The sequence below is a fragment of the Nonomuraea deserti genome (genome assembly GCF_004348685.1).
GTDB lineage: Bacteria > Actinomycetota > Actinomycetes > Streptosporangiales > Streptosporangiaceae > Nonomuraea > Nonomuraea deserti.
Map to the genome: position 1 here is coordinate 15,035 of NZ_SMKO01000052.1, position 19,633 is coordinate 34,667.

The following is a 19,633-nucleotide window of genomic DNA, read 5'->3' on the forward strand; positions in this document are numbered from 1 at the left end:
CCGGGTGTGCCGGCGGCCGGTACCATGAGAAGTTCTCTTAGTGTGAACTTCTCGCGGGGTGGCATCCGGTGGCTGATCTCTGGTTCGGTGTCCTCGGCCCGCCGGACGTGCGGTCCGGCGGGCGGAGGATCCCCCGGCACGGGCCTCGCCAGGAGAGGGCGCTCGCGGCCCTCCTGCTGAACGCCGGCCACGCGGTGACGGTCGACCGCCTCATCGACGTCGTGTGGGAGGAGCCGCCCGCCTCGGCGCGCCGCCAGATCCAGGACCTGGTGTCGAAACTGCGGCGGGCCCTGGCCGACGCCGGCGCGGGCGGTGACGTCATCACCACCGTACGCGGCGGCTACCTGCTGCGGCCCGGCATCGGCCGGCTGGACGCGACGGAGTTCGAGGAGCTCGTCGCGTCCGCGCGCGACGCCGAGCCCACCCGTCCGGCCGCCCTGCTCAGGCGGGCGCTCGCCCTGTGGCGGGGCGAGCCGCTGAGCGGCGTCGACTGCCCCGCGCTCGCCGGCGACGTGCGCACCCTGCAGGAGAAACGGCTGGCGGTCTGGGAGGAGTGGGCGAGGATCGAGCTGGCCGCCGGCCGCCACCACGAGGTCACCGCCGAGCTGACCGCCCTGGTGGAGCGCCATCCGCTGCGCGAGCCGCTGGTGGCGGCGCTGATGCGGGCCATGACCGCCGCCGGCCGCGCGGCCGGCGCGCTCGACGTCTACCACCGGGCGCGGGAGAAGCTGCGGGACGAGCTGGGCCTCGATCCGGGCACGGAGCTCCAGAGCCTGTACGAACGTCTCCTGCGGGCCGCCGAGCCCGGCCCGCTCCCTGAGCCGCCGCCCCCGCCCGCCATCGCGTCCCGGCTGCCCATGGACGCCTTCGGCTTCGTCGGCAGGGGCGGGGAGCTGTCCCGGCTCGACGCCCTGCTGGACCACGCCGCGCCCCAGCCGACGGCGGTGGCGATGGCCGTCGTGTCGGGCAGCGCGGGCGTCGGCAAGACCGCGCTGGTGACGCACTGGGCGCACCGCGTCGGCGACCGTTTCCCCGGCGGGCACCTGTACGTGAACCTGCGCGGCTTCGATCCCGGCGGGTCGATGGTGGCGCCGGAGGAGGCGGTGCGCGGGTTCCTGTTCGCGCTCGGGGTGCCGCCGCAGGGCGTGCCGTCCGGCATGGACGCGCAGACGGCGCTCTACCGGAGCCTGCTGGCCGGCCGCCGGGTGCTGATCGTCCTGGACAACGCCCGCGACGCCGCCCAGGTGCGCCCGCTGCTGCCCGGCTCCGCCGGCTGCGTCGTGGTGGTGACCAGCCGCGACCGGCTGCCCGCCCTGGTCGCCAAGGAGGGCGCGGCTTACGCTGCCGCTGGACCTGCCGACCAGCGGCGAGGCCAGGGAGATGCTCGCCCGCCAGCTGGGGGACGGGCGGGTCGCCGCCGAGCCGGACACCGTGGACGAGCTCATCGCGAGATGCGGCCGGCTGCCGCTGGCCCTGGCGATCGCCGCCGCCCGCGCGGCCGTGCGGCCCTGCGTTCCGCTGGCCGCCATAGCCGAGGAACTGCGTGAGGCGCCCGGGGTGCTGGACGCGCTCGACGCCGGGGACCCGGCGACCCGGGTCAGGGCCGTGTTCTCGTGGTCGTACCGGATCCTCGGCGACCGGACGGCGCGCCTGTTCCGCGCGCTGGCGACGCACCGCGGGCCGCGCATCGGCGTGGCGGCGGCGGCGAGCCTGGCCGGGATCCCCGTACGCGATGCCCGCTCGCTGCTGGAGAGGCTGGCGGGCGCGCACCTCGTCACCGAGCACGCCCCTGGCCGGTACGCCTTCCACGACCTGATGCGCGCCTACGCCGGAGAGCTGGCCGACCTCCACGATCCGCCCGGGGAGCGGGACGCCGCCCGGCGCCGCCTGCACGACCACTACATCCACACCGCGGAGCAGGCCGGCCGGCTGCTCGACCCGCACCAGGACATCCCCCTGGACGAGCCGCCGGCCGGTGTCGTCGCCGAAGAGCACCGCGACCAGCGGGAGGCGCTCGCGCACCTCCTGCTGCGCCTGTCGGAACGGCACAAGGCCGACCATGAGACGTACCACGTCGCGCGTGACCTGGTCGCCTGGTGCCATGATCACGTCCGCGAGCTGGCCCGCGTCGGCAAGGACTACGGGCTGGACCTGGACCCGTCGCCTGCGGGGGACACCACGCTCATGGAACTCGTCCGCGAGAAGGCCGGCGAGTGGCTGGGCCGCCGCCCCGAGCCCTCGTTGTTGCTGCTCGCCGACTTCCGGCACCTGAACCGCGTGGCCTCCGGCGTCTCCCTCGACTGGGAGCTGCTCGCCCAGGCCGCCCAGGGGGCGAGGCGCAAGGATCTGCTCGCGCTCGCCCAGCGCTGCCATCCCGACACCCTGAGGCAGGTGCGCTGGGCGAACGCCCGGCTGAAGGACTCGGCGACGCAGGCGCTGGTGAGCTGACGCGCCTGCCGGTCCGCTGACCCCGAGGCGGGGTGTCGGGTAGGTTGCGGCAATGGCCCGTCCGCACCGCGTCCAGCTCCACACCGGGCGTTCGTCAGGGGTGAAGGTCCTGGGCGGGTGTTCCAGCGTCGTCGTGTTGTTCCTGATCCCCGTGCTGGCCTGGATCGCCAGCATCCTGTCCGGCTGGCTCTCCGTGGTGATGGGCGCCCTCGCCGCCCTGGTCGGGGTCACCTGCGTCGTCGCCCTGGGGATCGTGCTGGCCGACCTGCTGCGTGCGGCCGCCTGGCTCGACGGCACGGTCCTCGCCGTGCGCTCCGCCTTCACCACGAACCGGTGCGATCTGGCCGCGGCTCACCTGTTCACGATCGACTCGATCGCCGAGCGCTCCTATGCCGGGGACCTCGGCTCCGTGCCGACCGGGCGGCTGATCCCTCGGCTCCGCGTCCAGGATCCGGGCACGGGCCGCCTGGTCAGCCTGGTTCTGCAGGACCCGGCCACCCGCACCCTGCTCCCGGCGGTGCGGCTGCACGCCCTGGCCGACGCCATCTTGGCCGGCCGCCGCCCCGAGCCGTACGCGCGGCAGGCCCGGCAGGTCGCCCAGGAGCTGCGCCGCCTGGCCGGCGGCCCCTTCGCCGCGCACCCCTGAACGCCCGGCGTCAGCGGAGCGCCTCCTGCGGGGCGTCCGCGCGCAGCGGCCTGAGCGCCCGGGACCAGGTGACGACCTCGTCGAGCAGCTCGACGAGGGTCTCCTCCTGGTGCGGGCCGGGGGTGATCACGCCGGGTTCGGTGGGGTCGGTGAGCTCGAAGTCGGTGTACGCCGACAACCCGACCTGGGTGCGGACGTTGGCGACCTGGAGCTCGGTCATGGACAGCCGCAGCTGCTCCACGGCGCGGGTGCCGCCGTGGACGCCGTGGCTGACGAATCCGGCCGCCTTGTTGTTCCATTCGGCGAACAGGTAGTCGATCGCGTTCTTCAGCGCGGCGGGCATGCCGCGGTTGTACTCCGGCGTGACGAAGACGAATCCGTCCAGGGACGCGATGGTCCGCGCCCAGCGCCGGGTGTGCGGGTGGCGATAGTCGCCGAACATCGCGGGCACGGGCTCGTCCAGCAGGGGGAGCCCGTGCTCGGCCAGATCGACGACCTCGAAGGAGGCCTCTCCCGCCGTGACGGCGGCGTGCCGCGCGGCGACCTCGGCGACCCACTGGGCCGCGACGGCCGTCCTGCGGTGTGGGCGGGTGCTGCCGACGATGATGCCAATTCTGATCATGGGTCTCTCCTGTCGGTGCCTTGTTCGGGTAAAGTACAACGTGTATGGCAACATGTAAAACGATGACTGTAATTGAGGTGAGATGACCAGCGACAACAGGGCGAGACGTCGCCCCCATGGAGGGCTGGCCGACAAGCGCAGGGCCATCCTGGCGGGCGCTCTGACCGTGTTCGCCCGCGACGGCTACACCCGTGCCGGCATCGACGCGATCGCCGCGGCGGCCGGGGTGTCCACGCGGACGATCTACAACCACTTCACCGACAAGGCCGAGCTGTTCCAGACCGTCATCAAGGAGAGCGCGGGCCGGGCGGCCGACGCCCAGATCGCGATCATCGACCGGCACCTGCACAGGATCGTCGATCTGAAGGCCGACCTCGTGGAGTTCGGCCGCGCCCTCACCGCCCCGATGGCCACCGAGCACGCGGAGCACTTCGCGCTCGTCCGCCAGGTCAACGCCGAGGCCGGGCACATCCCCCAGGCCGCCGTCGACGCCTGGCAGGAGGTCGGTCCCCGGCGTGTCCTCCGCCGGCTCGCCGAGCACCTGCGGCAGTGGACGGCCAGGGGCCTGCTCCACGCGGACGACCCCGAGCGTGCGGCCGTCCAGCTCATGCTGCTCGTCTCAGCCGCCGGTCCGCCCCACCACGCCCCCGCCCCGAGCCGGCAGGAGGCCGACGAGATGATCGTCTCCGGCGTCCGCGTCTTCCTGTACGGCTACCGGCGCTGACCGCGTCACCCCTGACGAAAGTAAGGGGGCACGCTGGTCTTTCGGGCATGCCGGGGACGGCGCCGCCCTTCCTACGCTGCTACGCATGATCAGTGTCACCCGCGTCTCCGCGGCCGCCGTGCTCACCCTGACCCTGCCGCTGACGGCGCCGCCGCCCGCCGCGGCGGCCTCCGCGGGCGGTGCCAGGACGCGCATCGCGATCCCCGCCCCCACCGGTCACCACAAGGTCGGCCGCGACATCCTGCACCTCGTCGACCGCGAGCGCCGCGACCCGTGGCAGCCCGGGGCGGGCGCGCGGGAGCTGATGGTGTCGGTGTACTACCCGGCCCGGGGCGGCGGGCGCGCCGCCCCGTACATGACCACCGGCGAGGCCCGCCTCCTCCTCGAGGGCCAGAAGCTCGACACCCGCTTCGAGGCGGAGCAGCTCGCCGGCGTCCGTACGAACGCCCGCACCGGCGCCACCCCCGCCGGCGGCCGTCACCCCCTGGTGCTGCTCTCCCCGGGCTTCACCCTCAACCGCGCCACCCTGACCACGCTCGCCGAGGAGCTCGCCTCGAAGGGGTACGTCGTCGCGCTCGTGGACCACGCCTACGAGTCGTACGGCACCACCTTCCCGGGCGGGCGCCTGCTCACCTGCGTCGCGTGCGAGAAGGTGGAGAGCGCTCCCTCCGACGCGGCGAGCAAGAGGCTGCTCGCCGAGGCCGCCGCCGGCCGGGCGGCGGACCTCTCCTTCGTCATCGACCGGCTGACCCGCACCGCCTGGAAACGCTCGAAGATGATCGACCCGCGGCGGATCGGCGCCGCGGGCCACTCGCTCGGCGGCAACGCCGCGGCGAGCGTCATGGCCGGCGACCGCCGCGTCCGCGCCGGGGCGAACATGGACGGCACGTTCTTCGCGCCGGTGCCGAGGGCAGGCCTCGGCGAACGGCCGTTCCTCATGCTCGGCACCGAGGCCCAGCACTCGCCCGGCACCGATGACACGAGCTGGCCCCGGGACTGGCGCCGCCTGGACGGCTGGAAACGCTGGCTGACCGTGGCCGGCTCCGGCCACTTCACCTTCATCGACCTGCCCGTCCTGGGCGGCCAGGTCGGGATGACCGACCCCTCCGCGCCGCTGACGGGGAAACGTTCTGGCGAGATCACCACGGCGTACGTGGGCGCCTTCTTCGACCGGCATCTGCGCGGGAAACACCGGCCGCTGCTGGACGGCCCGTCCGCCGCCAACCCCGAGGTCACCTTCCACGACCCCTCGTGAAATTCTCACGGCCGGGCGCGTGCCCTCGCAGCTGGCCGGGCGGCGCCCGTGGCGGTGATTGAGGTGGGGCGTCCCGGCGCCCACGGTGCAGGAATCCGCACACGGTGATCCCGCCAAGGAGTCCGTCATGCGTGCCCGTGCCGTCCCGGCCCTGATCGTGGCCCTGCTCGCCCTCGTCGTCCACGCGCCCGAGGCACGGCTTCCAGGCCACCCGCCCCGGCGGCGACACCCAGACGCCCTCCGGCTACCTGTGCACGAGCCCCTGAGGCGACGTAGGCTGGACGGTGCGCGCTTCAGGACGCCACCGGTCCGCGGAAAGGGCCAAGCCCACCTGACGGTCTCCGAACGATCCCGGCATGACCTCTTTTCCGGCCTGACCATGCGGACACCAGGCCAGACGGAAAGGAGGCCATCGTGCCCATCCACCGCCTGCCCGACCACCCCCGCATCCAACGGCTTCGCAAGCAGGCCAAGACCCTCCTCCAGCAGATGAGGGCGGACGCTCCCGAGGCGCGCGGGCTCGTCGCGGAGTTCCATCCCCGGCCGCCGCAAGAGCCCAGGCTGTCCGACGCGCAGCTCGTCACCGCCCGCATGTACGGCTTCGCGAGCTGGCCCAAGCTGAAGGAGCACATCGGCACCGTCGAGCGGTACACCCGCTCGCCGCACCGGATCGCGCCGCGCGAGGACCCGCCGGAGGAGTTCCTGCGGCTCGCCTGCCTCACCTACGGCCAGGACGACCGGGGCAGGGCCGGCGAGGCCGGGCTGCTGCTGGCCCGGCACCCGTGGTTGTCCACCGCCAACGTCTTCACGATGGCGGCCACCGGCTCGGCCGGCGCCCTGGCCGGCGCGCTGGCCGCGGACCCCGGCCTGGCCCGCGCGCAGGGCGGCCCCTTCGGGTGGGAGCCGCTGCTGTACCTGGCCTACGCCCGCGTCGACCCCGCCGGCCGGCCCGTGGAGGCGGCCCGGCTCCTCCTCGACCACGGCGCCGACCCGAACGCCGGCTTCCTGTGGGACGGGCTGATCTCCCCGTTCACTGCGCTCACCGGCGCGTTCGGCGGCGGGGAGGGCGACCAGCCGCCGCACCCGCGGGGTCCGGAGCTGGCCAGGCTGCTCCTGGAGGCGGGGGCCGACCCCAACGACAGCCAGGCCCTCTACAACCGCGGGCTCGGCGGCTCCTTCTCCGACGACCCCGCCCACCTCGAGCTGCTGCTGGAGTTCGGTCTCGGGCGCGGAGAGGGCGGGCCGTGGCAGGTCCGGCTGGGCCCGACGCTGCGGTCGCCGCAGCAGCTGGTGCGCGACGAACTCGCCACCGCCGCGCTGCGGGGCGGCCCGCTGCGCACCCGGCTGCTCCTCGCGCACGGCGCGGAGGCGGACGGGCTCGGCGGGCATCCGGCGTTCGGCGGGCGCACACCGTACGAGCTGGCCGTGCTGCACGGGCACACCGAGGTCGCGGAGCTCCTCGCCGCGGCGGGCGCCTCGACCGTGCTGGACGAGACGGACGCGTTCACCGCCGCCTGCATGCGCGCCGACGCCGGCGCGGTGGCCGCGGCCGGCCGGGCGCCACTGGCCCGGGCGCTCGCCCGCACTCCCGATCTGATCAACAGGGCGGCCGAGCAGCGCAGGCCCGCGGCGGTACGGCTGCTGGCCGGCCTCGGCTTCGACGTGAACCACCTGCGTCGAGCCACCCCGCTGCACGCGGCGGCCTGGAACGACGACGTGGAGACCGCCACGACGCTCGTCGAGCTCGGGGCCGACCTCACGATCAGGGACACCGAGCACGACTCGACCCCGCTCGGCTGGGCCGAATACGGCGGCAGGCACCGCGTGGCGGCGTACCTGCGCGGCATGGAGCGGCACGAGTGACCCGGTGACGTGCGCCCGCGCGAGGGCGACCGGACCGCGCGGCCGATCTCCGGCCGCGCGGTCGCGGGCGACGGCTCGCTCACGAGATCGGGCGGATCTCCACGAGCGGGCAGGCCGGCCACGAGCGGACCAGCCCCAGCGCCTCGTCCAGGTCGGCCACCTCGACCTCGGCGAACCCGCTGACCACCTCCTTGCCCTCCACGAACGGCCCGTCCGTGACCACCGGCTCCCCGGAGCCGAGCCGCACCGTGGTCGCGGTGTGCACCGGCGCCAGGTGGGTGTGGTGGGTGATCTTTCCGGCGTGCTCGGCGAACCAGCGGCCCACCGCCTCGAAGGCGGTCTGCCGCTCCTTCTCGCCCATCTCCTCCAGTTCCTTGGCGAACTGCTCGGTCTCCACGAACATCAGCACGTACTTCACGCGTGTCCTCCTCGATCCTTCGTCGGGTGGCGGGTCCCGGCGATCTCGCCGCGGCGCGCACCCTTCACTGAACAAGACGATCGGGACGCCCGCCCGTACGACGCCTCGACGGCAGGAGCCGAATCGTATGTTCGAGCGCGACCCGCCGGCGGATCATGGAGCTGTCCGGCGTGGGTACGGGCTACCGCAGCCGGCCGCCGAGGGCCGCCGTGGCGCAACAGACTCCGCCGGTCACGATCGCCGCCGTCAACACCGTCACCCAGCTCCAGCCTCCCATCTCGACGACCCACAGGTACGCCGGCGCTCCGAGCAGCGTGCCGAGGCTGCCCGACTGCGTCACCGCCCCGACCCCCCAGGCGATACGATCGCCGGCCACCGCGGGAAGCGCCGCGAACACGGCCGAGACGGCCAGCCCGTTGACCGCCAGCACCCCCGCCGCGCAGACGGCCGCCACCGCCACCGGAGCCTGCAGGAAGACCCCGGCCGTCAGGGGCATCATGAGCAGCGCCGCGATGATCAGCCGCCGCGGCCGGGTCCCTGCGCGCAGCGCCGCTCCGGCCGCCAGGCTGCCCAGCACGCTGGCCGCGGACACCAGCCCGGCCAGCGGGCCGGCCTGCGACCCCGGCACGCTCAGCTCGGCCGTCAGATACGCCGGGAGCACGGTCACCACGCTGACCCCGACCAGGGCGATCATCGCGAACCCTGCCGCCAGGGCGGCCACCGGCCACATCGTGCCCGGTCCGCGACGCGAGCCGCCCCGGCCGTCCTCCCGGCCGGGGCGGGCGTCGCGCGGCAACGTCCAGGCCAGCGCGGCCACCACCACGGTGATCGCGCCCACGCCCGCGACCTCGGCGCGCCAGCCGGGGGCCAGCCCGCCGCCGGCGCCGGCCAGCGCCAGGCCGGACGGGACGCACAGCCCCCACAGCGCCAGGGCCGTCTGCCGTGACCTGCCGTCCAGCAAGCGAGCCAGCAGGCTCGGCCCCGTGATCACCACGAGGGCGTAGCCGGCGGCCTGGATCGCCCGCAAGGCGAACAACGCCTCCGCCCCTCCGGCGAACGGCGCCGCCAGCCCCGCCACCCCCAGAGCCACCAGACCGGCCACGAAGACCCCGCGCAGCTGGTGCCGATCAACCCATAACCCCAGCGGCAGGCAGGTGAGCCCGGCGACCAGCGTGACGGCCGAGGACAGCAGGCCCACGGCGGTGAGCGACAGATCGAACTCCACGCTCACAGAGGTCAAGAACGGGACGAATTCCCCCAAGGCCATGCTGGCCGCTCCGCCTGACGCCACCACGGTGACGACCGTACGAATGCTCAACGGGCACGCACCTCCCACAAGTCGGGAGACGCGACCGGCGAGCCGGCCCGATCCTCAAGCCCGGTTGGGCGACGCCTCGACGAGGATCCTCGGACATGGAGTGGCGCAAACCACCGGGCGACACCCTATCCCGCAGGTTTCGCGGGATCCAGTCCCCGCCGGCCAGGCGGTGAGCCGATCCGGCGGGGGGCGCGAACGGCCTCGCGTAAGCTGCGGCGGCTGTCGCGGGCGGTATCCCGTAAGCAGGGCCCGGACCGGCGCACCGACCGACCCCCTCCAGACGGTGGGGGCGGGGTCGTACGCCGAGGCGGCATGGCGCGGCTGGTTCGCGGCCGCGGGCTTCTTCGCGACCCTGCACCACTGGGTGCTGCACTCCCTGGGAGTGTTCGAGCCAGTGGCGCGTGCCGCTCGTACTCGCGCCGGCCGCGCTCGGCGGCGTGTGGCTGCTGAGCTTCGTGCTGGTCGCCGTCCACGCCAGGCTCTCCGCCGCCGTGCTGCCCGGCGCCGGGCCGCGAGCCCTGCGGAGGGACGCGCTCGGCGGGGACGCGACAGGCGTGCGCGGTGATCGCGGAGGCGCCGGCGGCCGTTCCCCCTACGGGTGTGACGCTTCGATCAGCCGCCGGTGCGACTCCAGCAGGCCCTTCGGCAGGTCGTCGGGGGCGCACCAGCGGGCCTCGAGGATCTCCATCGGGTTCAGCCGCATCGTGCCGCCGCCGGTGTACCCGGCCGCGTAGGCGACCTCCACCCTGAGCTGGAACCCGCTCCTGAGTTGCACCATCTCCCCGACGCGCACCTCCAGCCCGGTCTCCTCCCTGACCTCGCGGACGACCGTCTGCTCGAAGGTCTCGCCCCGCTGCGCGCCGCCCGTCGGCAGCCCCCACTGCCGGTCCTCGGCCCAGAACCGGTGCCGCAGCAGCAGCACGTTGCCGTCCGGGTCGCGGACGACGCCGGTCACCCCGACCATGAACTTGTCCTGCGACAGGTAGAGCAGCCGCCACTTCACCGGCCCGCGAAGTGAGCGCCAGAGCCGGGCCAACAGCCTCTTCACCGGCGTCCTCCGCCATCCGTTGTCCTTGACGGGGAAGCGTACCGGGGTGCCACCGAGGGTCACGTATACGCCGTCATATCAGCATATTTACCGCCGACGACGCGGTTTCGTGCCCGGTATAGTCCCCGCATGTTGCATGGTCGCCGTGCTGAGCAGGCCCTGATCGACGGGTTACTCGACGGGGCGCGTCGCGGCGTCAGCGGCTCGGCGATCATCCGCGGCGAGCCGGGCATCGGCAAGACGGTGCTGCTCGACCACGCGGAGAGCGGCGCCGACGGGATGCTGATCCTGCGCGCCGCGGGCATCGAGTCGGAGGCCGAGGTGCCGTTCGCCGGCCTGTACCTCCTGCTGCGTACCGCCCTCGACCATCTGGACGCGCTTCCTGAACCGCAGCGGCGGGCCCTCGCGGGGGCGTTCGGGCTCGGCGCCGCGAGCGGGGACCGGTTCATGATCGGCGCTGCCGTGCTGTCGCTGCTCGCCGACGTGGCGGAGCGCGCACCGCTGCTGTGCCTGGTCGATGACGCGCACTGGCTGGACCACGCCTCGGCCGAGGCCCTGCTGTTCGCGGCCCGCAGGCTCGACCGCGAAGGCGTCGTGCTGCTCTTCGCCTCGCGCGAGTACGGCGGGGTGCTCTGCTCGGCCGGCCTGACCGACATCGAGGTGCACGGGCTGGACCCGAGGAGCGCCGCGGCGCTGCTCGACGACGGTGGCGCCGTCCTGTCGCCCGCCGCGCGGGAGGAACTGATCGCCGAGACGCGGGGCAACCCGCTCGCCCTGCGAGAGCTGTCGGCGGCGGCCCTGCCCGCGGGGCCCAGGGTCGGTCCGATACCGCTCACCAGCCGCGTGCTCGACGCGTTCCACCACCAGGTGCGCACGCTGCCCGCCGCCGGCCAGACGCTGCTGCTGGCCGCCGCCGCGGACGGCACCGGCGACCTGGCGACCCTCCTGCGTGCCGCCAGGGAGCTGGGGGCCGGGGTGGCCGACCTGCAGCCGGCCGAGGCGATCAGGCTGGTGTCCGCCTCCGGGGGACGGCTGGCCTTCCGCCACCCGCTGATCCGGGCCGCCGTCTACCACGGCGCGAGCCTCGGCCAGCGGATCGCCGCGCACGCCGCGCTGGCGGTGGCCTTCTCGGAACAGGGCGACGTGGACCGGCACGCATGGCACCTCGCCGCCGCCACGACGGGGCCGGACGAGGAGGTGGCCGCCGTACTGGAACGGGCCGCGGCCGGCGCGGCCGCCCGCAACGGGCACGCCGCGGCGGCGACCGGCTACGAGCGCGCGGTCCAGCTCAGCCCCGACCCCGCCGCGGCCATGGGGCGGCTCGCCCTGGCCTGCGAGGCGGGAGTGACCAGCGGACAACTGCAGTGGGCCAGGGTCCGCGCGCAGCGCGGCCTGCGCTCGGAGCCGGAACCCGCGATCCGGGCGCGGCTGATCGACGTCCAGGCGCGCGCGGAATTCGTCGACGGCGACCTGCGCCACGCGCACCGGCTGCTCGTCACCGCCGCTGAGATGCTGGCCCGCACCGATCCCGAGCGCGCGTTCTGGATCCTGATGGCGGCGCTGCACGCGGCCTGGGCCGCGCGGACCGACCCGAAATTGATCTCCGAGCCGGCGGACCGGTTCGACGCGCTGGCCCTCGGCCCCGACGCGCCGCTCATGTCCGTGGCCTGGCTGGCGCGCTGGGCCACGGCGGCCAGCCTGGATCGCGACACGGCCGCCTACCCTCCGCTCGAATCGGTCATCGCGAAAGCGCGGGCGGCAGCGGCGGCCACCGGGCCCGCCGCCCTGGTCGAGGTGAGCAGCTTCGCGTTCATCGCCGCGCGCGACGCCGTTTCCGCCGACGTGGCCGCGGAGCTCGTCGCCGAGGCGCGGGCCGGCGGCGCGATCTTCTCCCTGCCCGTGGGGCTCGGCCAGCTGTGCCTCACCCAGACCGTGCTCGGCCGCCACCGGGAAGCCCTGATCAACGGCACAGAGGCGGTGAAGACCGCGCGGGACACCGGCCAGCCTCTGTGGGAGCGCTATGCCTGCGCGGCGCTGGCCTACCTGGCGGCGATCGAAGGCGACGAGGAACGGTGCCGCCGCAACGCCGAGCGGGCCGAGCTGGACACCGACGCCCCCGCGGGCGCGTCGACCGGCACCGCCTGGGCCCAGTACGGCCTCGCGCTGCTGGACCTGGGCTACGGGCGGGTGCAGGACGCCTACGATCGGCTGCGGGCGATGCTGCGCTGCCCGACCCGCCACCACTCCGCCGTCCAGCGCTGCGTACCCGACCTCGTCGAGGCCGCGGTGCGGCTCGGGAGGCCCGGCGACGTCGCCGCCGAGGCGGAACGGTACGCCCGGTGGGCACGGACCATGGGGCAACCCTGGATCGACGCGCTCGCCACCCGCTGCCGGGCGATGCTGACCTCCGACGCGGGCGCCGAGCGGCACTTCCAGCGGGCTCTCGCGCTGCACGAGCAGGACAGCCGCCCCTTCGAACACGCCAGGACCGCCCTGCTGTACGGCGAGTGGCTCCGCCGGACGCGGCGCAAGGGCGAGGCCCGGACCCATCTGGGCACGGCGCTGCGGTTGTTCGACGAGCTCGGCTCGGCCCCGTGGGCGGCACGGACGCGCAGCGAGCTCGGCGCCTCCGGGGTCGGTGCGCCCCGCGCCGCGGCCTCGGACGTCTTCGCCGACCTGACGCCGCAGGAGCTGCAGATCAGCCGCCTCGCCGCCCAGGGAATGTCGAACCGCGACATCGCCGCCCAGCTGTTCCTCAGCCCGCGCACCGTCGCGTACCACCTGTACAAGGCCTATCCCAAGCTCGGGATCAGCTCCCGCGGCGAGCTGGCCGGGCTGCACCGCCCCTAGCGGGCGCCTGCCGCCGGCGAAGTGCTGATACGGCGACGGATGTGCGGGCGTACGTGACGACCTAGCGTCGGCACCGTCAATCACACCATCAGAAGGCGGTGCGACAGGGTGATGGCCGATGAGGGTCAGCGGCTGCTCAGACCGGGTGACCAGGGATACGACGACGCGCGCACGGTCTGGAACGCCATGGTGGACCGGCGGCCGCGGGTGATAGCCCGCTGCGCGAGCGCCGATGACGTGGTGGCGGCGGTGCGCACCGCCCGTGAGCTCGATCTCGAGGTCGGGGTGCGGTGCGGCGGGCACGGCATCGTCGGGCTGGCCGTCCCGGACGGCGGCTTCATGATCGACCTCACCCCGATGGGCGGGGTCCGGGTCGATCCGGTGCGGCGCCGGGCGTGGGTGCAGGGTGGAGCGCTGCTCGGCGCACTGGACCGGGAGTCGCAGCGGCACGGCCTGGCGACGACCGCGGGCAACGTCTCCCACACCGGGGTGGGCGGCCTGACGCTGGGCGGCGGGATGGGCTGGCTGGCCCGGCAGTACGGGCTGGCCTGCGACAACGTCGTCTCGTACGAGATGGTGACCGCGGACGGCGACCTGGTGCGTGCGAGCCGGAGCGAGAACCCGGACCTGTTCTGGGGGCTGCGCGGCGGTGGCGGCAACTTCGGGGTGGTCACCGCGTTCGAGTTCCAGCTGCATCCGGTGGGCACCAGGGCGCTCACGGCCGAGTACTCGTTCCCGGTCGAGGAGGCGCTGCCGGTGCTGCGCGGCTGGCGGGAGCTGAACGCGGAGGCGCCCCGGCAGGCCACCTTCACGGCCTATGCCGGCGACGACGTGGCCACGGTCGGTTTCGTGTGGGTGGGCGACCCCGCCGACGGCCGGCGGCTGCTCCCCGGCCTGCGCGCGCTCGGCCGTCCGGTGGCCGAGCGGGTGGCCGAGACGTCGTACGTCGAGCTGCAGCGCGCGGACGACGCGGACGGCAGGCACGGGTTGCGGCGCTACTGGAAGGGGCACTACCTGCGGCAGCTGCCCGACGAGGCGATCGAGGCGTTCCTGCGGCGGGGGACAGCGGACGGTCGCGGCCGGGGCCTGCCCGGAGCGCGGCTGCAGGCGTACGGCGGGGCGATCGCCGACATGCCCGACGAAGCCACCGCCTTCGGCCACCGCGACACCCTCTTCGAGTACGTGATCTCGGCGAGGTGGAGTGACCCCGCCGAGGACCAGGCCCGTACGGCCGCGGCCAGGCGCGGTGCCGCGGCACTCGAACCGTTCGCCGGCGGCGTGTACGTCAACGCGCTCAGCGACGAGGGGGCCGAAGGCGTGCGCCGCGCGTACCCGCCGGCCAAGCTCGCCCGGCTGACCGCGCTGAAGGACGCCTACGACCCGCACAACGTCTTCCACCTGAACCACAACATCCGGCCGTCCGCCGAGGACGCGCACGCCTGAACGGGAGTGACCATGGGAGAGAGCACTATCGGGCCGGGCATGACGCTCGGGCTGGCACTGCCGACGTCCGGCGCGGCCTCCTCTCCGGAGGAGATGCTCCGCGTGGCGCAGCGCGCCGAGGAGATCGGGCTCGCCGCCGTCTGGACGTTCGAACGGTTGTTGCGCCCGGTCGGAGCCGCCGCGGTGGTCGGAGGCGGCCCCGCGGTCCCGCTGCCCGAGCCCTACGGCTGGGTCTACGACCCGCTGGAGACGCTCAGCTTCGTCGCCGCGGGGACCCGCGAGATCCGGCTCGGCACCAGCGTCCTCGTGACGCTCCTGCACAACCCCGTGGTCCTGGCGCGGCGGCTGGCCACCCTCGACCGGCTCAGCGGCGGCCGCCTGATCGCCGGGATCGGCCAGGGCTGGATGGCCGACGAGTTCGCCACGGCAGGGGTGCCGCCACGGCAGCGGGGCGCCCGTTTCGAGGAGCACGTCACCGCCATGCGCCGGGTGTGGCTGCCGGACCCGGTCGAGTTCGACGGCACGTTCTACCGGATCGCCGCGTCGCACATCGGTCCCAAACCGGTCCGGCCGGACGGGCCGGCGCTGCTCGCCGGCGCGGCCTCGCCCCCGGCGATCGAACGTGCCGCCCGCATGGGGCTCGGCCTGAACGCGATCATGATGTCGTGGGCGGCGTTCCACGACACGATCGAGGCCTTCCGGCGGGCGGCGGAGGCCGCCGGCCTGGACCCCGACACCCTGCCCGTCGTCGTACGGGTCAACGGCTCGATCACGGAGAAGCCGCTGGACGGGCGCGCGCCCCTGACCGGTTCGGCCGAGCAGGTGCTGGACGACCTCGCCCGGCTCGGGTCCGCCGGTGCGGATCACGTCTTCTGGGCGATGGAGACGGAGCCGGACGAGCAGCTCGACAGCATGGAACGCCTGCGCGCCCACGCGGGATGACTCCGGTGCCGGCCCGCCCGTGGTGATCCGGGCTCGGCCGGCCCGGCGCTGCGGCGAGCCCGCGGGACGGGCCCGGGACGTGCCCCGGGCCCGTCCGTCGTATGCGGCCCATGACCAGGCACCCGTTTGCTCCAGGAATACTATAGGGGGGTATGGTGTTTTTCACAGCGACACCACCGAGGGGAGGCCGGCGATGCCCGGATACAGCGGTAACAAGCAGGAGCACGCGCTGCGGCTGCGCCGCGTCGAGGGTCAGATCCGTGGCCTGCAGCGCATGGTCGAAGACGACAAATACTGCATCGACATCCTGACCCAGGTGTCGGCGGCGACCAGCGCGCTGAAGTCGTTCTCCCTGTCGCTGCTCGAGGAACACCTGGCCCACTGCGTCGCCGAGGCCACGCGGAAGGGCGGCCCGGAGGCCGACGCCAAGGTCAAGGAAGCCTCCGACGCCATCGCCAGACTTGTCCGTTCTTGATGGAAAGAGAGACCGCCATGAGCACCGTCACCTACACCGTCAAGGGGATGACCTGCGGGCACTGCGTCAGCTCGGTCAAAGAAGAGGTCGGCGAGGTTGCCGGCGTCGCCGCTGTCGAGGTGGATCTGGCGTCCGGGCTGCTGACGGTCGGCAGCGACGGCCCTGTCGACCCGGCGGAGATCGTCGCCGCCGTCAAGGCGGCCGGATACGACGTGGCGGATCCGTCATGAACACGCCTGCCAAGATCGGGGCCTACGTCCCGGGGCTCGCCGCCGTCTTCGGCGGCACCCTGGGCGCGGGCAAGGTCGTCGGGCCGGCCGCGACGAGCCCGGCCGGCGCGACGCCCGCCCCGGAGGACCACAGCGCCATGGCGGCGCCCACCGCGAGCGCGGCGCATGGCGAGCACGCCACCCAGCAGACGGCAGAAGATACCAGGGGGCTCCAAGTGTCCGAGAACGGCTACACCCTCACCCCGCTCACCTCGAAGCTCGAGCCCGGCGAGCCCGCCGACTTCCGCTTCACCGTGACGGGCCCCGACGGCCGGCCGGTCACCGGCTACGAGGTCCAGCACGACAAGAAGATGCACTTCATCGTCGTGTCCCGCGACCTGTCGACCTTCCAGCACGTGCATCCCGAGATGGCCGCCGACGGCACCTGGTCGGTCGAGCTCGCCTTCCCCGAGGCCGGCGCCTACCGCGCCTTCGCCGACTTCGCCCCCACCGGCGGCGATGCCCTGACCCTGGGGACCGACCTGTCCGTGGCGGGTGACTACGAGCCCAAGGCGCTCCCGCCGGTCACCCGCACCTCCACCGTGGACGGCTACACCGTCACCCTCGACGGAGACCTGAAGCCCGGGCAGGCGAGCAGGCTCACCCTGAAGGTCGGCAAGGACGGCGAGCCGGTCACCGACCTGCAGCCCTACCTCGGCGCCTACGGCCACCTGGTGGCCCTGCGCGCCAACGACCTGGCCTACCTTCACGTGCATCCCGACGGCGAGCCCGGCGACGGCAAGACCGGCGCGGGGCCGGACATCGTCTTCTACGCTGAGGTGCCGAGCGACGGCGACTACCGTCTGTTCCTGGATTTCCAGCACGGCGGCGAGGTCCGTACGGCCGACTTCACGCTCGGCGGCGGCCGGCGGGCGGCGACGCCCCGGCAGGCTCCGGCCGCCACGCACCGCGAGCACGACGACGATCACGGCCACTGAACGAGAGAGGGGAGCGGTGATGTCCACGATCACCGATGACCGGCAGCAGGCGGTCGAGCTCTCGATCGGCGGCATGACCTGCGCCTCCTGCGCCAACCGGATCGAGCGCAAGCTCAACAAGCTCGACGGCGTGACCGCCACGGTCAACTACGCCACCGAGAAGGCGAGCGTCACGTTCCCGGCAGACGTCGACCCCCGGCGACTCGTCGCCGAGGTGGAGAAGGCCGGCTACACGGCCGGGCTGCCCGCGCCACCCCACGCGGAGACGGCCGGGCAGGAGCCGCAGGACGAGCTCGGGCCGCTGCGCAACCGCCTGATCACGGCCGTGGTGCTGGCCGTGCCGGTGGTCGCGATGGCCATGGTCCCGCTGTTGCAGTTCACGAACTGGCAGTGGTTGTCGCTGACGCTGACGGCGCCGGTGGTGGTGTACGCGGGATGGCCGTTCCACAAGGCCGCGTGGACCAACCTGCGTCACGGCGCGGCCACCATGGACACGCTGATCTCGATCGGCACGCTGGCCGCGCTGGGCTGGTCGTTGTGGGCGCTGTTCTTCGGCACGGCGGGCATGCCCGGCATGACCCATCCGTTCGAGATCACGATCGAGCGCACCGACGGGTCGGGCGCCATCTATCTCGAGACCGCGGCGGCCGTCACCGCGTTCATCCTGGCCGGGCGCTACTTCGAGGCCCGCTCGAAGCGGCGGGCGGGCGCCGCGCTGCGGGCCCTGCTCGACCTGGGCGCCAAGGACGTCGCGGTGTTGCGCGACGGTGTGGAGACCCGCATCCCGGCCGATCAGCTGCAGACCGGCGACACGTTCGTCGTCCGTCCCGGCGAGAAGATCGCCACGGACGGCCTGGTCCTGGAGGGCGCGTCGGCGGTCGACGCCTCCATGCTGACCGGCGAGTCCGTGCCCGTCGACGTGCGCCCGGGCGACGCCGTCACCGGTGCCACCGTGAACGCGGGCGGGAGGCTCGTCGTCCGCGCCACCCGGGTGGGCGGCGACACGCGGCTGGCCCAGATGGCCAAGCTGGTGGAGGAGGCGCAGACCGGTAAGGCGCAGGTGCAGCGGCTGGCCGACCGCATCTCCGGCGTCTTCGTGCCGATCGTGATCGCCCTGGCGGTCGGGACGCTCGGGTTCTGGCTGGGCACGGGCGACGGCGTGGGGGCGGCCTTCACCGCGGCGGTGGCGGTGCTGATCATCGCCTGTCCGTGCGCGCTCGGCCTGGCCACGCCGACGGCCCTGCTGGTCGGCACCGGCAGGGGCGCCCAGCTCGGCATCCTGATCAGGGGCCCCGAGGTGCTGGAGTCGACCCGCAGGATCGACACCGTCGTGCTGGACAAGACCGGCACGGTCACCGAGGGCAAGATGACCCTCAGCGAGGTGCACGTCGCGGAAGGGGAGAGCGAGGCCGAGGTGCTGCGCCTGGCCGGGGCGCTGGAGCACGCCTCCGAGCACCCCATCGCGCAGGCCGTCGCCGCGGGCGCCGCCGACCGCTTCGGCGACTTGCCCGCCCCCGAGGACTTCGCGAACGTCGAAGGGCTCGGCGTTCAGGGCGTCGTCGACGGGCACGCGGTCCTGGTCGGCCGGCCCAGGTTGCTGGCGGACTGGTCGCAGCACCTTCCGCCCGACCTGGAGCGGCGGCTGCACTCCGCTCAGGCCGCCGGCCGCACGGCCGTCGCCGTCGGCTGGGACGGCGAGGCCAGGGCGGTGCTCGTCGTGGCCGACGCGGTCAAGCCGACCAGCAAGGAGGCCGTCCGGCAGCTCGCCGCGCTGGGGCTCGCCCCGGTGTTGCTGACCGGCGACAACGAGGCGGCGGCCAGGACGGTCGCGACCGAGGTGGGCATCGACGAGGTGATCGCCGAGGTGCTGCCCGCCGACAAGGTCGACGTGGTCAAGCGGTTGCAGGCCGAGGGCAGGGTCGTGGCCATGGTGGGCGACGGCGTCAACGACGCCGCCGCGCTGGCCCAGGCCGATCTGGGGTTGGCGATGGGCACGGGCACCGACGCCGCCATCGAGGCCTCCGACCTCACCCTGGTCAGAGGCGACCTGCGGGTCGCGGCGGACGCCATCAGGTTGTCCCGCAGGACACTGACGACGATCAAGGGCAACCTGTTCTGGGCCTTCGCCTACAACGTCGCCGCCCTTCCCCTGGCCGCGCTGGGCCTGCTCAACCCCATGATCGCCGGGGCCGCGATGGCCTTCTCCAGCGTGTTCGTGGTGAGCAACAGCCTGCGGCTGCGCCGCTTCCGATAGCACGGCGGGACGGCTCCGAGCACACCGGCTCGGGGCCGTCCTCCGCCGTGGAGCGGACGATGCGGGTCGTCGTAGGGCACCCACCACAGGACGATGCGGTCGTCGTAGGGCAGCCGCCAC

17 protein-coding genes are annotated in these 19,633 nt (G+C 73.9%); 13 read left to right on the top strand and 4 right to left on the bottom strand.

The genetic code is table 11. From position 1 onward, the window contains the following. Positions 1–68: 68 nt before the first annotated feature. The 3 genes from E1292_RS20485 to E1292_RS20495 are packed head-to-tail and all read left to right on the top strand — an operon-like array spanning position 69 to position 3,094. A complete protein-coding gene (locus E1292_RS20485) occupies positions 69–1,547 on the top strand; it encodes an AfsR/SARP family transcriptional regulator (protein ID WP_132596844.1) in 1,479 nt (492 codons plus the stop codon). Next, positions 1,432–2,448 (top strand): hypothetical protein, encoded by a 1,017-nt coding sequence (locus E1292_RS53860; RefSeq protein ID WP_246090223.1) that lies wholly within the window; start codon positions 1,432–1,434, stop codon positions 2,446–2,448. The genes E1292_RS20485 and E1292_RS53860 overlap by 116 nt, the downstream gene beginning before the upstream one ends. A gap of 52 nt (positions 2,449–2,500) precedes the next feature. Continuing rightward, positions 2,501–3,094, top strand: coding sequence for a hypothetical protein (locus E1292_RS20495; RefSeq protein WP_132596845.1), 594 nt, complete (start codon positions 2,501–2,503; stop codon positions 3,092–3,094). A gap of 10 nt (positions 3,095–3,104) precedes the next feature. Here E1292_RS20495 and E1292_RS20500 read toward each other — a convergent pair whose 3' ends face one another. Continuing rightward, a complete protein-coding gene (locus tag E1292_RS20500; protein ID WP_132596846.1) occupies positions 3,105–3,716 on the bottom strand; it encodes an NADPH-dependent FMN reductase in 612 nt (203 codons plus the stop codon). Positions 3,717–3,798: 82 nt separating this feature from the next. Here E1292_RS20500 and E1292_RS20505 point away from each other — a divergent pair, with 82 nt between their 5' ends. From E1292_RS20505 to E1292_RS20515, 3 genes are all read left to right on the top strand, one after another. Further along, a complete protein-coding gene (locus E1292_RS20505; RefSeq protein ID WP_132596847.1) occupies positions 3,799–4,440 on the top strand; it encodes a TetR/AcrR family transcriptional regulator C-terminal domain-containing protein in 642 nt (213 codons plus the stop codon). A gap of 85 nt (positions 4,441–4,525) precedes the next feature. Next, positions 4,526–5,695, top strand: a complete 1,170-nt coding sequence (locus E1292_RS20510; RefSeq protein WP_132596848.1) for an alpha/beta hydrolase family protein — start codon at positions 4,526–4,528, stop codon at positions 5,693–5,695. Positions 5,696–6,109: 414 nt separating this feature from the next. Further along, entirely contained in the window at positions 6,110–7,558 is a 1,449-nt protein-coding gene (locus tag E1292_RS20515; RefSeq protein WP_132596849.1) for an ankyrin repeat domain-containing protein, read from the top strand. 79 nt (positions 7,559–7,637) lie between these two features. On the opposite strand, the gene E1292_RS20520 is transcribed toward E1292_RS20515, so the two are convergent. From E1292_RS20520 to E1292_RS20530, 3 genes are all read right to left on the bottom strand, one after another. After that, positions 7,638–7,976, bottom strand: coding sequence for a YciI family protein (locus tag E1292_RS20520; protein WP_165974645.1), 339 nt, complete (start codon positions 7,974–7,976; stop codon positions 7,638–7,640). A 181-nt stretch (positions 7,977–8,157) separates the two neighbouring features. After that, entirely contained in the window at positions 8,158–9,294 is a 1,137-nt protein-coding gene (locus E1292_RS20525; RefSeq protein ID WP_132596850.1) for an MFS transporter, read from the bottom strand. A 592-nt stretch (positions 9,295–9,886) separates the two neighbouring features. Then, positions 9,887–10,342 (bottom strand): NUDIX domain-containing protein, encoded by a 456-nt coding sequence (locus tag E1292_RS20530; protein WP_165974646.1) that lies wholly within the window; start codon positions 10,340–10,342, stop codon positions 9,887–9,889. Between the two features lie 129 nt (positions 10,343–10,471). Between E1292_RS20530 and E1292_RS20535 the strand changes: the two genes are divergently transcribed. From E1292_RS20535 to E1292_RS20565, 7 genes are all read left to right on the top strand, one after another. Further along, positions 10,472–13,192 carry a helix-turn-helix transcriptional regulator gene (locus E1292_RS20535; protein ID WP_132596851.1) on the top strand — a complete coding sequence of 907 codons (2,721 nt, stop codon included), beginning with the start codon at positions 10,472–10,474 and terminating at the stop codon, positions 13,190–13,192. A gap of 111 nt (positions 13,193–13,303) precedes the next feature. Next, positions 13,304–14,635 (top strand): FAD-binding oxidoreductase, encoded by a 1,332-nt coding sequence (locus E1292_RS20540; protein ID WP_132596852.1) that lies wholly within the window; start codon positions 13,304–13,306, stop codon positions 14,633–14,635. 12 nt (positions 14,636–14,647) lie between these two features. After that, a complete protein-coding gene (locus tag E1292_RS20545; RefSeq protein ID WP_132596853.1) occupies positions 14,648–15,577 on the top strand; it encodes a TIGR03619 family F420-dependent LLM class oxidoreductase in 930 nt (309 codons plus the stop codon). 193 nt (positions 15,578–15,770) lie between these two features. After that, the gene (locus E1292_RS20550; RefSeq protein WP_132596854.1) at positions 15,771–16,052 is read left to right on the top strand and encodes a metal-sensitive transcriptional regulator; all 282 of its coding nucleotides are present in this window, start codon (positions 15,771–15,773) and stop codon (positions 16,050–16,052) included. Between the two features lie 17 nt (positions 16,053–16,069). Then, positions 16,070–16,282: a heavy-metal-associated domain-containing protein gene (locus E1292_RS20555; RefSeq protein ID WP_132596855.1), complete on the top strand. Its 213-nt coding sequence runs from the start codon at positions 16,070–16,072 to the stop codon at positions 16,280–16,282. Continuing rightward, positions 16,279–17,259 carry a DUF8832 domain-containing protein gene (locus tag E1292_RS20560; protein WP_132596856.1) on the top strand — a complete coding sequence of 327 codons (981 nt, stop codon included), beginning with the start codon at positions 16,279–16,281 and terminating at the stop codon, positions 17,257–17,259. The genes E1292_RS20555 and E1292_RS20560 overlap by 4 nt, the downstream gene beginning before the upstream one ends. A 19-nt stretch (positions 17,260–17,278) precedes the next feature. Then, a complete protein-coding gene (locus tag E1292_RS20565) occupies positions 17,279–19,513 on the top strand; it encodes a heavy metal translocating P-type ATPase (protein WP_132596857.1) in 2,235 nt (744 codons plus the stop codon). The last annotated feature ends 120 nt before the right edge of the window (positions 19,514–19,633 follow it).

Excerpts from the sequence above, each read along its gene's own strand:
- E1292_RS20495 (WP_132596845.1), top strand. The coding sequence starts at position 2,501 with ATGGCCCGTCCGCACCGCGTCCAGCTCCACACCGGGCGTTCGTCAGGG.
- E1292_RS20500 (WP_132596846.1), bottom strand. The coding sequence starts at position 3,716 with ATGATCAGAATTGGCATCATCGTCGGCAGCACCCGCCCACACCGCAGG.
- E1292_RS20505 (WP_132596847.1), top strand. The coding sequence starts at position 3,799 with ATGACCAGCGACAACAGGGCGAGACGTCGCCCCCATGGAGGGCTGGCC.
- E1292_RS20510 (WP_132596848.1), top strand. The coding sequence starts at position 4,526 with ATGATCAGTGTCACCCGCGTCTCCGCGGCCGCCGTGCTCACCCTGACC.
- E1292_RS20535 (WP_132596851.1), top strand. The coding sequence starts at position 10,472 with ATGTTGCATGGTCGCCGTGCTGAGCAGGCCCTGATCGACGGGTTACTC.
- E1292_RS20540 (WP_132596852.1), top strand. The coding sequence starts at position 13,304 with ATGGCCGATGAGGGTCAGCGGCTGCTCAGACCGGGTGACCAGGGATAC.
- E1292_RS20545 (WP_132596853.1), top strand. The coding sequence starts at position 14,648 with ATGGGAGAGAGCACTATCGGGCCGGGCATGACGCTCGGGCTGGCACTG.
- E1292_RS20550 (WP_132596854.1), top strand. The coding sequence starts at position 15,771 with ATGCCCGGATACAGCGGTAACAAGCAGGAGCACGCGCTGCGGCTGCGC.
- E1292_RS20555 (WP_132596855.1), top strand. The coding sequence starts at position 16,070 with ATGAGCACCGTCACCTACACCGTCAAGGGGATGACCTGCGGGCACTGC.
- E1292_RS20560 (WP_132596856.1), top strand. The coding sequence starts at position 16,279 with ATGAACACGCCTGCCAAGATCGGGGCCTACGTCCCGGGGCTCGCCGCC.
- E1292_RS20565 (WP_132596857.1), top strand. The coding sequence starts at position 17,279 with ATGTCCACGATCACCGATGACCGGCAGCAGGCGGTCGAGCTCTCGATC.